This is a genomic window from Prevotella pectinovora (assembly GCF_000834015.1).
Classification (GTDB): domain Bacteria; phylum Bacteroidota; class Bacteroidia; order Bacteroidales; family Bacteroidaceae; genus Prevotella; species Prevotella pectinovora.
Map to the genome: position 1 here is coordinate 99,371 of NZ_JXQI01000064.1, position 12,007 is coordinate 111,377.

Sequence of the window (12,007 nt, forward strand, 5' to 3'; positions counted from 1 at the left end):
GATAATGTCATGAAGCTATGACATCATCTACGCACGATGCAAAGCTAAAAAAACGGCACATAAAACGACACTAAGGGCACTACATTACGGCTATTCTATTTTATTTTCCTATCTTTGCATAAGATAAGCTGCACCTCAGCATAAGAAATAAATACATTTATTTCATTATGCATTCGGTTTGCGTTATCTTTGCGGAAGAAACAGAAAGAACATTTGGAATATGACAAGACTATATCTCACAAGGCATGGCGAAACCTACGACAACGCCAATAAGATAATGCAGGGACAGACACCGGGCAGACTCAACGACCACGGTATAGAACAGGCGAAGGAAGTGGCAAAGAAACTGGCCGAGAAGCATTTCGACGCTTTCGTGTCGAGCGATCTGAAGAGGTCTATAGACACCTGCCGGATTATCGCCGAACCGCATCATGCGGATGTGCGCACCACTCCACTGCTGAGAGAACGCGACTGGGGAAGCTTCACCGGACGATATATCCCAGACCTGAAAGACGAAGTGTGGCCTGACGATGTGGAATCTCTCGACACGCTGAAGGCGAGGGCACGGGATTTTCTTGAGTTGATAAAGCGAGAATATCCCGGACAGACAGTCCTTGCCGTGGGACATGGAATAATAAACAAGGCTATACAGGCTGTTTATTACAACAAGGAAATGAAGGATGTACAGAAGATGACAAATGCAGAGGTCAGAGTGTTGGACTTATGATTTTCTGCAAGCACCTGCCAACACTGCCATTCCAAAACCATGGAATGGTATACTTGAAGTCAAATGCCGTCAAGCGTCAGACTTCATTAAACGGGTCTCCTGTTTCAGACACGAAACTGATCGGTATTCTACTTTATGCAGAAGAATACGGAAACCGAGATGCTGATTATAACTAATACTGATACTATCATAATTGTGGGGATATTTTTTATCGCTACAAAGATAAAAAAATATTCCGAAACCTTATCATGAGGCATCGGAATATTATATCTTTTTTAACAATAAGAACACTATTTGCACAAATATCATTTATGCTTTTTCAGCTCTATGACTACTATCTCGCCAGGACATCCAAGTCTGAATGGGACGAAACCTCCCACACCGCAGCTCACGTTGATGGAACGTCTGCCCTCGGTATATAACCCTCCCCATTCGTCATACTTCAGTGAGGCTGGCGACCAGCCGAAGAACTTCATCTGTCCGGCATGGGTATGTCCGCTGAGCGTCAGCTGCGAAGTGGAATGCGGTAGTATGTCGGTGCGCCAACTTGTCGGATCATGCTGAAGCATGAGTATGAACGCACCTTTCTGATTGACGCCATGGAGGGTCTTCTTCAAGTTGCCGAAACTCGGCACTCTCGGACTCTCGCCCTCGAACTCCATTCCAGCCACAACGATAGAGTCGTTGCCGCGACGTATCACACAGTTGTCGTTGAGCAACAGTTTCCAGCCCATCCTGCGCTGCACATCCTTCATCTCCTGACAGTTATGACGCCGCTCTGCTTCGGTTGCCTTTACATAATAGGCATAGTCGTGGTTGCCAAGCACTGAGAACACGCCATCTTTCGCTTTGAGGGAAGCGAGGGTCTTCTCGTGTTGATAGAGTTCTGAAGGGCGCATATTCTGCAAGTCTCCGGTAAAGGCTATCATGTCTGCCTTCTGACTGTTGATGCTGTCTGCCACGACTTTCAGCATGAAAGCCCTCTGTCCTGTATATGTACCCACGTGGGCATCGCTGAACTGCACGATACGGTAGCCATCGAAAGCCTCTGGCAGATCTGCCGACTCGAAGGTGACATGGCGCACCGTCACTTTGTTGAATCCCTTGGTGAAACCATATACGCAAACGACAGCCAAGAAGACCCCTGCCAGAATTCCTGCATAGTTGCCCCAGTTTGTCTTTGTCTTGTGATAGACGCAATGTCCCCATCCCAGGATGGAGCAGACCGTGAAGACGAACTTCGGCACTGCCCATACTCCGAGGAGCAGGAGATAGAAGTTGAGACAATCCATGTCTGCCGGAGCGAAATCCGGCTGAACTGCCATCACCACGCTATATGCCACCATCGCCACGCTTTGTGCCGCCCAAGCTGTAATGGCTGCTATCTTGTTGCGCTTCATGTAGCGAAGGAAATGCAGATATACGTAAACATCGGAAACCAGCAGAAGCAGCAGTATGGGAATCAGTATTTTTACTATCATTATTCTATTTCGTTATTAGATGGAAGAATGGTCGAACTCCACCTGTTCGCCATGCACCGAATCGTCGAACTTTCCATTATCATATATATGGTGACCGTTGCAGAAGGTATGCTCCACCTTCCATCCGAAGGTTTTGCCCTCCAACGGACTCCACTTGCACTTGCTCTGTATGTCTTCGCTTGTCAACGTCCATTTCACACCTGGACGCACCACCACGATGTCTGCCTTGTAGCCCGGACGCAGGAATCCGCGGTCTTTCACTCCGAAGAGCTTTGCCGGATTGTGGCTCATCAGCTCTGCCACTCTCTCCACCGTCAGCACACCCTGGTCTACGAGCGAGAGCATCGTGACGAGCGAGAACTGAAGCATCGGCATTCCCGACATGGCATTCTGGCAACCACCCTGTTTCTCTTCTATGAGATGTGGAGCATGGTCTGTCCCCACCACAGCGATGCGTCCGTCTGTAAGAGCGGCACGCAGGGCATCGCGGTCGGCGGCGGTTTTCACTGCCGGATTGCATTTTATCCTTGCTCCAAGAGTCTTGTAGTCGGCATCGGTGAATACAAGATGTGCCACCACAGCCTCTGCCGTAATCTTGGGGAATCCGTCGCTGCCCGCAGCGGCAAGCACTTCCTTCTCTGAATATTTCTCAAAGAGCTCCAGCTCCTTCTCCGTGGTGAGATGTGCCACATGGAGTCGCGCTCCGCTCTCCTTAGCCAGTTTCACGGCGAGTTCTGTGGATTGCCAGCATGCCTCAACCGATCTTATCTCCGGATGGTGGCAGATATCGGGGTCTTCGCCCCATTTCTTCTTTGCCTCAGCCATGTTCCGGTTGATGATGCCGGTGTCTTCACAATGTGTCATTATCGGAAGTTTCACCTTGGTGAATATCTGCCGCAACGCCTTCTCACGGTCAACGAGCATGTTTCCCGTTGACGATCCCATGAAGAGTTTCACTCCCGGCACCTTATTTGTATCCACCTTCAGCAGCTGGTCGATATTGTCGTTTGTAGCTCCTATGAAGAAGGAATAGTTCACGTGACTCTTCTGCCGTGCCATATCGAGTTTGTCTTCAAGGTCGGCAAGTGTGGTGGTCTGAGGTTTGGTGTTAGGCATGTCGAAATATGTCGTCACTCCTCCGTATGCCGCTGCCCTGCTTTCCGTCTGCATGTCTGCCTTGTGTGTCAGTCCGGGGTCACGGAAATGCACATGGTCGTCTATCACTCCCGGCAATACGAAACACCCCGTGGCATCTACTGTTTCGTCGTAGTTGTCCCGGGGTGTTTCGCCATTGCTCAGTATGCTTACTATTCGGTCGTCTTCAATCAGAATGTCTGCCTTGACTGCCATTCCCTCGTTCACGACCGTAGCTCCTGTAATCAATGTATTCATTATTCAAGTAAGGTATAAATGTTTACGGCCTGTCCTGAAGAATCTTTACCTCTCAGGACCAGCCTTGGCTTATGGGGTTATTCAGCAGGCTGTGCCAACTGGTTTGGCGTCGGTCCGTCCATCGGCTGCTGTGGAGCATCGGTGGGTTGTGGTCCTGCCGCCGGCTGCGGAGCCGGTCCGTCTGGCGTTGCCATGCCGTTCAATATTTCCTGGTTCTGCTGTGCCTTCTGATAGTAGTCCCTCACGTAGGCATCGTTCTTGAAGTGGTCCGTCGCCTTGCTCATGATGTCTTCTATCCATGGCGAGAGTTCCGGTATCGGGTATCCCATAGTCATCATGAAGAACACTCCGGGACCGAGCACGTTGTCGAAGTTGTCGCAGATGAATGATGTGATGAGCTTGTCCTCCTTCTGAGTGATCTGCTGCGCTTCGATTGCGAGTTTCTGGTTTATGGTATTCTCGTCCTCACCGTTCATTATCGCCTGGCTCTGCTTGTGTGCGAGGTCGTTCATCTGCATCTCGAGCTGGTTGTATTTCTCAATGAATTCAGAGAGTTTGTCGTTGAGCGGCGTGCCGCTCACCTTCTGCGATCCGTTGTCAATCTTCACGTTGATGCTTCCTGACTCCAGGACTACAGGCATTATGTTCTCGTCGTCCATAAAGAGTGTCACCATCCTTACGGAGTCGAGTCTTCCATTGAAGCCGAACTGTCCGTGAACGACGTCGCAAGAATCGATGTTCTTCAGGTCGCTGTCATGATATTGCTTCAGGTATAGCATCTTGCCGTCGAGCACCGACACGTTGGATGTGCCCTTGATATCGTATGTTCCGGCACAAGATGTGAGTATCATTGCTATGGCAACGATGAGAGAGTAAAATATCTTATTCATATCTGTTTTTGAAATTCCATACAAATGTAAGTCGTATTACGGATGTATGGAAATATGTTTATTCTATTTAAAACAAGGTTCCCTGTTTTTAGCTTTTTTTAGTCTTTACGACACAGCATCCGCATGTTTGTCATTTCCATGTCAACGCTGCAAGTCCAGGTCGTTTATGCCTCACGCTGTTTGTTCTTCTGGAGCTCAGATGAGATGCGGTGTGTGGAATAGAGCTGGAGCACGGCAGCCACGAGCAGAGTCACCACCCAGTTGTTGTGGATGTACTTTACGTATGATGTGTATCCGTTGATTGTCTTTGCAAACAGAGGGAATACCACGTGATATGCGTTCTCCACCATCAGCAGCGCTGAGATGATGAAGAATGCAGCTCCGGTGAGCATGATTCTTCTCAGTCGGCGCATGGTGACGTCGGTGCCTGTGTATTTCTGCATATATTGCATGGCGGCGAACATCAGTGTGCCTGGAGTGAAGATACAGGGTGCCACGGTCTGCTCTCCAAAAACATAGAGAGCTGCTCCCACCACCATCAGGCATGCTCCTATGAGCATCATGGCGCTTTGCGTTCTATTCAGCTGTTTCATTCTTGCTTGTTTCTTGTTTCTCGTCGTCGCTCAACACGAAGATATCCTCGTCGTCGGCCTTCATCATATAGTTCTCGCGTGCAATCTTGGTGATAGCCCTTGGATTGCGGCGAAGTTCCTTCAGTTTCTGGTCGTCGCGCTCATACTGACTGTTGTATTCATCGATCTGTTCCTCCAGGTCGCTTATCTGCATGTCATATTTCATGCGGGTCAGGAAACTGTTCTCGTCGAGCACGGCAACGATGAGCACACCAATTATCGTTGTTATCCAATAAATGTTGTGCGACATAAATCTCCACAGAGGGTTGATGCGACTCATTGTCTTTGTTTTATTTTATAGAATTAGTGTATCATTATTTTCGTGCAAAGATAGCTCAATTGAACGAAATTACATTATCTTTGCAAGAAAATAAGCGAAATCTTATATTTATTTATGGAAGAATACATTGTTTCGGCACGAAAATACCGCCCCATGTCGTTCGACTCCGTCGTGGGACAGTCGGCTCTCACCACCACTCTGAAAAATGCGGTGAGAAGCGGAAAGCTCGCCCATGCCTACCTGTTCTGCGGACCGAGGGGCGTGGGTAAGACCACATGCGCCCGCATCTTCGCCAAGGCGATAAACTGCCAGCACCCCACTGCCGACGGTGAGGCCTGCAACGAATGCGAGAGCTGCAAGGCGTTCAATGAACAGCGTTCATACAACATCTTTGAGCTCGATGCGGCAAGCAACAACTCGGTGGAAAACATCAAGGCGCTGATGGACCAGACCCGCATCCCACCCCAGGTGGGACGCTACAAGGTGTTCATCATCGACGAGGTGCACATGCTCTCCACACAAGCTTTCAATGCCTTTCTGAAGACTCTCGAAGAACCGCCGGCACACGTCATCTTCATCCTCGCGACAACGGAGAAGCACAAGATTCTGCCCACCATCCTGTCGCGCTGCCAGATTTACGACTTCGAGCGCATGACGGTGCCGGGCATCGTGAACCATCTGAAGATGGTGGCTGAGAAGGAGGGGATAAAATATGAGGAAGAGGCTCTCAACGTCATAGCCGAAAAGGCTGACGGCGGAATGAGAGACGCCCTCTCGGTGTTCGACCAGGCAGCGAGCTTCTGTCAGGGCGACATCACTTACGCCAAGGTGATTGAAGACCTCAACGTGCTCGACTCTGACAATTATTTCCGCATCATAGACTTATGTATGGAGAACAAGGCTGCTGAAGTGATGGTGTTGCTCAACAACGTCATCGCCAGAGGCTTCGACGGTGGCAACATCATCGGCGGACTGGCAAGCCACGTGCGCAACGTGCTGATGGCGAAGGACACGCAGACATTGCCGCTGCTGCAGACAAGCGAGGCACAGGCTCAGAAATACAAGGAGCAGGCACAGAAATGTCCTACCAAGTTCTTGTATTCGGCACTGAAGATCCTCAACGAATGCGACATCAACTATCGCCAGAGCAGCAACAAGCGACTGCTCGTGGAGATAACGCTCATCCGCGTGGCACAGATAACACAGCCCGACGAAGACGGCGTCGCGGGGCGCAGCCCCAAGCGACTGAAAAGCCTGTTCAAGAAACTCATAGCCTCGGCGCAGCGCCACACGGCAGTCCAGCAGGTGGCTGCCGCTGCGTCGCAAGCACAGCCTGGTGAGAACAAAGCTGTGCAGGGAGTGGCTGTGTCCTCACCAGACAATGCTCCGTCAGCATCTTCACAAGTCACGGCTACGCCGGGCAACGCTTCTACGGTATCTGCCACACAGCCGGTAACACAGCCTCAACACAGACCGGCACTGAAATTAGGGTCGATAGGAAAGTCTTTCGGCAATCTTATGAAAGGACCGGAAAAGCCTACTTACGAAATGGAACCGGAGCAGAAGGCTACCACCGGACTGCACGAGACTTTCGACGACGACATGCTCTTGCAGCAATGGCTGATGATGTGCAACCGTATGCCTCCCAACATGCTGGGCACCTCGAAGCGAATGAAGAACCTCACGCCTGTCATCACGGAGTTCCCCAAGGTTGAAGTGGTGATAGACAACAAGATGCTGCTGGAGGACGTGCAGAAAATAAAGAACCGCGTTCGTAACACTCTCGTGCAGAAGCTACGCAACGACGATATAGAACTGTCGCTGCGTCTGGCTCGTCCTGAGGAGATAAAGCGTATTCTCTCCCCCAAGGAGTTTTACCTGAAGCTCTGCAAAGAGAATGATGCCGTCGGGAAACTCGGCGAACTGCTCAATCTGGAGTTCGCCTGAGCATATCCGGCGCATAGGTTTGAATTAATTCCCGACTGCTATTATACCAGCTGCATTTATACCAGCAGGAATTATATCAGACCAAATAATATCACTTTGTCAATCACAGTATACCATTATCCGCATCACTCAGACTTATTCTCTTCTCTGCCGAATTATGCTTGCTGCCTCTGCTCAATCGCCAAGACACATTCAGAGACACCTGATTGCCGTTGCCCTTTGAATAGCCTACTGTATGCTTATAGAGATTGCGGTTGAGCAACTCGTTTTCGTATGCCTTGTAGTTGTTGTTCAAGGGATTCGCCCACGACAACGAGAATTGCCAGTTGCGCCATGTGTATGATGCTTTCAGAACCGAATAGGCAGCGTTGTAGCCTTTCGACTCGCCCTCCAGGAAGCGGTTGCCGTTATCTGCATATCCCTGCAAAGTGATGTTGCCGAGGTAAGCCGTGATGCTGCAAGCATAAAACCACGAGGTGTAGCAATGTGTATAGTCGTTGCCGAAATTGAAGCATCTGGACACACCTCCATTGGCGGCAACCTGTAGTTTTTCGGGCAATATCCAATAGCCTCCGTATGCCATGACATTCAATACGTCTATCTCCTTCTGGTTTTTCTGGGTATATATGAATTGGTTGTCATCGGTGCGTTCATAATGTGCCATATTCGGTTTGAGGCATTGCTTGTAGTAACCTTCTACAAATGTTTGCAAACGGTTTGTGTTATACGAGAACTGCAACCGGTGGTCCATATCGTGTGATGGCTTCAAGTCGGGATTGCCTGCTGTCCATTCCATACTGTTGGTGCGGACCATAACATCGCTCGTCATGGCGATGCGAGACACTTTGTCTTGCATCTGACAGGTATAACCCAACTGCATGCTGTTATTGATATCATAAGTCAGCGACACCTTGGGATGGAATGTCTGGAAGTCATATCTATGACCGTTCTGAGTGTAATGGATATAGCTTGCTCCTGCTCCCAACGTGTAGCGCAATTTCCGCATCGTCCCCTTGATTTCAGCAAAGGCATACAAGCGGTTGTTGCTCGTCTTGGTCAAAGAGGAAGCGTCACCGGAATAGTCGTTCTTGATGTGTTTGTAACTATAGTTTCCTCCCGCCGAGAGCGTGAAGGGCTTCAGTCTGTTCTCATAAATTATTTCAGCGAGAAGAGAAGACGTCTTGCCATCCACATCATACCGGTATGGATTCCCCTCATCATAATAATTGCTGGTCTGAGTGGAAATATAGGTACCCACGGCATTGGCGGTAACTGACTGTCGTGGAGTGATCTGACGGAAGAAGTAGATATCCAATACCGGCGAATAGCTTTTGTCTGCATCCCGGCTCGTGGCTCTATATCGGCGGGCGCCGTCTGCTATTTCCTTTATATTATAGTCGTCTGGGGCATCGTTGAACGCTCCGCTCAATGATGCCTGAAAGACAGTGGCTGTTGTGTCTGCCCAGTTATAGGTCAGTTTCGCATCATGGGCTATGGATTTTCGAAGCGACTCCACATCGTTTCGTTCTATAGTATAGATACTGCCGTCTGTCAAGGTATATTCTGCCAGTTGGCTGCTCTTTGCCCCCTTGGATTTATATCCGTTCACATCATACGAAAGAGACCATTCACTCTTGCCCTTGTTCCATTTCCCATAAACCATACCATCGCCCTGCAATGTGGTGAGTGCCGTGGTCAGGTCTGTGCCAACAGTATAGCCGCTCTCGGACCTGCGTGTAACGATGTCTATCACATAGGCTATGCCGTCGCCATAACGTACGCAAGGATTGTTTATGAAGTTTATTTTTGCGATATCCTTGGGATTGAGAGCCAGCATCTCCTGTTTGCCCGCTACGATGCCATTGACCCGGAGTTGTACTCCTCCCCTATTGTCGATGGCTGTGACTGTGTGGTTGATGTTGTCGATGCGCAGATTGGCAAGTGTGAGTTTCTCAAGTATGCTGTAGCCATTGTTTGACGCCTGCTTCTGGGCATCCGTCGGATAGATAATCATACCGTCTGACTTGTTCACCACCTTGGCTGCCTTCACCGTAACCTCGCCGAGTGTGATGTTTTTCTCCAAATCTTACTGATTGCTCGTAATGTACTGATAATCAATACTAATTGAGATAGCAAAATGACGAAAGAAACAAATTAGGAACAACAAAATCAAGAAACCCCAAAATGAAAGCATGAGAAAACATAAATTAACACAGAAAACAACGATAATTTTCCGATTTTGTCTTTTGATTGTTCAGGTCTATGAAATGATATTTATGTCATCTCTGTGTTAGTAGTAACTCGAAAAGCTCCAAAACAACCTTTTTCGCTCGTATTTTATGATTATCAATGAAAGGAATAATATTGCGAAATACTCAATTATATGCATATCCCGCAAACATTTTGAGAATATTGTACCTTTCTCTGAAATTATTTTCGTACTTTTGAAAGCGTATTTACTTATTTTATAATAATGTATGGCAAAGAAAGATGTAAACAGATTGAAGATTATGTTGGCAGTAACCAAGCACTCAAACAAGTGGTTGGCAGAAATGTTGGGTAAAGACCAAGCAACCATTTCTAAATGGTGCACCAACACTTGCCAACCAGACTTGGAAACCTTAATACGGATTTCTGATTTGCTGAAAGTGGATGTAAATGATTTGTTGAACAAAGAATGTATCAAAGAATGATGAACGATATATTGAAACAGATAAAGGCTGGCGAGGTGTCGGGGGTGCAGTTCAAGGAACGCATTCTCGACAAATATGATATTGCCTGCGAGTTAGTGGCGTTCAGTAATTCACATGGTGGCAAGTTGGTAGTTGGTATAAAGGATAAGACCGGAGAAACCAATGCCTTGTCGTATTCTGAGGTACAAGAAACAACCAACTTGTTGAGTGACATTGCTTCAGAAAACGTAGTGCCATCCATTCTGATAAAGATAGATACTATAGAAGTTGAGGATGGCAACTTGGTTATTGCTACTGTGAAGGAAGGACTCAACAAGCCTTATCATGACAACAAGGGAATCGTATGGGTGAAGAATGGTGCCGACAAGCGTAAAGTGTTCGATAATGCTGAACTTGCAGAAATGATGACCGACTGCGGTAGTTTTGCTCCAGACGAGGCTGGTGTTAGGGATGCAACTGTCAATGACCTTGATGCAACGACGATCAAGCAGTTTCTTGGCAACCGTTTTGAAAGAGTTTTGGAGAAGAAAGGCTTGACAGGTGACGCTTTTAATGAAGCATCACTTGATATGATTTGCTCTGCCATAGCTAAGGGACATGACTGTGAGAAGATACTTCGCAATCTGCGATTTATCCGTCCCGATGGCACACTGACCGTTGCTGCCATGCTTCTGTTTGGCAAATATACCCAACGCTGGATGCCAATGATGACAGCCAAGTGTATCTGTTTTGCTGGCAACAGTGTTGGCAGCAAGGTGTTCCGTGACAAGGTGAATGATGCAGATATGGAGGGGAATCTGCTTCATCAATATGACACTATCATGGATTTCTTCACTCGTAACCTACATAATGTGCAGGTGGGAGATGAATTCAACAGCATGGGTAAGTTGGAAATACCTTATACAAGCTTGGTTGAGTTCACTGTAAACAGCCTTGTACACCGTTCGTTGAACATGAAAGCCCCTGTTCGCATTTTCATTTTCGACAATCGTGTGGAGATTCACAGTCCAGGTGTATTGCCTAACGGACTCACTATTGATGACATCAAGGCAGGAACTTCCATGCCTCGCAATATGTTTCTTTTTAACAATGCTATATACTTGCTGCCATACACTGGTGTAGGTAGCGGCATCACTCGTGCTCTGGACGAAGACATCAATGTCACATTTATGAATAATAACAAGGCACAGGAATTTGTCATCACGGTTTGGAGAGGAGAAAGTAACCAAGTCGGTAACGAAGTCCATGAAAAAAGTACCCAAGTCGAAGACCATGACACTGGACTTAGACACTCTGACACTGACTTAGCCACCGACCATGACACTTTTGCCGAAGACCATGACACTATACATAGTTACCATGACACTAACCATGACACTAAAAGAGTGCCATTGACGAATAAACAGAAGGATATAGTAAACTTCTGTAGCGTGCCAAGAACAAGTAGGGAAATTTTGGAAAGAGCCGGTGTTGTCTATCATACAAAAAATATAGCCAAATACATCACCTCCCTTGTTGCAGCAGGATATTTGCAGATGACTAATCCAGATAATCCTACAGCAAGTAATCAAAAATACAAGAAAGTAAACAAAAGATAAGAAGCGTATGGATTCATTATTTCTACCTGTTGGCGGAATTAATTTAGTGCATACTTAATTCTGCCAATGGGCTTGTCGTTAATGAAGTTTACGTATTGCAGAATGGTAAGTGCACTAATTTTGCCAATGATTCTGGCAAACAAACCATTCGTTATTTTCGCGTAGTTCCTGATGACCAGGAACTGGTCTGTAAGTTGAGAGAATATTGTCTCAATCCTCTTTCTTGCCTTTGCAAACGGGATGAATGTCGGTTTCCAGTCCTTTTGGTTGAGCCGATACGGACACTCCAGTCTTATGTGTGCGGTTTCGAACAAGTCAAGCTGTACGTCAGCTCCAATATACCCTTTGTCACCATAGATGCTACAGT

Annotated in this window: 11 protein-coding genes; 4 read left to right on the forward strand and 7 right to left on the reverse strand. The window is 47.6% G+C overall.

Features of this window, described 5'->3' with window-relative positions:
* Nucleotides 1-220: 220 nt before the first annotated feature.
* On the forward strand, nt 221-727 hold the full coding sequence (locus ST42_RS09790; protein ID WP_022316130.1) for a histidine phosphatase family protein: 507 nt from the start codon (nt 221-223) through the stop codon (nt 725-727).
* A gap of 305 nt (nt 728-1,032) precedes the next feature.
* On the opposite strand, the gene ST42_RS09795 is transcribed toward ST42_RS09790, so the two are convergent.
* The 5 genes from ST42_RS09795 to ST42_RS09815 all read right to left on the reverse strand — a co-directional run bounded on the left by ST42_RS09795 (nt 1,033) and on the right by ST42_RS09815 (nt 5,402).
* Nucleotides 1,033-2,208, reverse strand: coding sequence for a metallophosphoesterase (locus ST42_RS09795; RefSeq protein WP_044073382.1), 1,176 nt, complete (start codon nt 2,206-2,208; stop codon nt 1,033-1,035).
* A 15-nt stretch (nt 2,209-2,223) separates the two neighbouring features.
* Nucleotides 2,224-3,600, reverse strand: a complete 1,377-nt coding sequence (locus ST42_RS09800) for a dihydroorotase (RefSeq protein ID WP_044073383.1) — start codon at nt 3,598-3,600, stop codon at nt 2,224-2,226.
* Nucleotides 3,601-3,677: 77 nt separating this feature from the next.
* Nucleotides 3,678-4,490 carry a DUF4369 domain-containing protein gene (locus ST42_RS09805; protein WP_022316126.1) on the reverse strand — a complete coding sequence of 271 codons (813 nt, stop codon included), beginning with the start codon at nt 4,488-4,490 and terminating at the stop codon, nt 3,678-3,680.
* A 164-nt stretch (nt 4,491-4,654) separates the two neighbouring features.
* Nucleotides 4,655-5,083 (reverse strand): hypothetical protein, encoded by a 429-nt coding sequence (locus ST42_RS09810; protein WP_022316125.1) that lies wholly within the window; start codon nt 5,081-5,083, stop codon nt 4,655-4,657.
* The gene (locus tag ST42_RS09815; protein ID WP_042520063.1) at nt 5,067-5,402 is read right to left on the reverse strand and encodes an FtsB family cell division protein; all 336 of its coding nucleotides are present in this window, start codon (nt 5,400-5,402) and stop codon (nt 5,067-5,069) included. The genes ST42_RS09810 and ST42_RS09815 overlap by 17 nt, the downstream gene beginning before the upstream one ends.
* Before the next feature lie 114 nt (nt 5,403-5,516).
* On the opposite strand from ST42_RS09815, the gene ST42_RS09820 reads away from it, so the two are divergent.
* Nucleotides 5,517-7,349: a DNA polymerase III subunit gamma/tau gene (locus tag ST42_RS09820; RefSeq protein WP_042520064.1), complete on the forward strand. Its 1,833-nt coding sequence runs from the start codon at nt 5,517-5,519 to the stop codon at nt 7,347-7,349.
* Between the two features lie 103 nt (nt 7,350-7,452).
* Here the strand turns inward: ST42_RS09820 and ST42_RS09825 are convergent, their stop codons facing one another.
* Complete coding sequence (locus ST42_RS09825) at nt 7,453-9,432, reverse strand: TonB-dependent receptor (protein ID WP_044073385.1); 1,980 nt, start codon at nt 9,430-9,432, stop codon at nt 7,453-7,455.
* A 394-nt stretch (nt 9,433-9,826) separates the two neighbouring features.
* Between ST42_RS09825 and ST42_RS09830 the strand changes: the two genes are divergently transcribed.
* Complete coding sequence (locus tag ST42_RS09830) at nt 9,827-10,042, forward strand: helix-turn-helix transcriptional regulator (RefSeq protein ID WP_042520066.1); 216 nt, start codon at nt 9,827-9,829, stop codon at nt 10,040-10,042.
* Complete coding sequence (locus tag ST42_RS09835) at nt 10,042-11,640, forward strand: RNA-binding domain-containing protein (protein ID WP_044073398.1); 1,599 nt, start codon at nt 10,042-10,044, stop codon at nt 11,638-11,640. The genes ST42_RS09830 and ST42_RS09835 overlap by 1 nt, the downstream gene beginning before the upstream one ends.
* A 38-nt stretch (nt 11,641-11,678) precedes the next feature.
* Here ST42_RS09835 and ST42_RS09840 read toward each other — a convergent pair.
* Nucleotides 11,679-12,007, reverse strand: a 329-nt coding sequence (locus ST42_RS09840; protein WP_044064441.1) for a transposase, incomplete at its 5' end; no start/stop codon positions are given.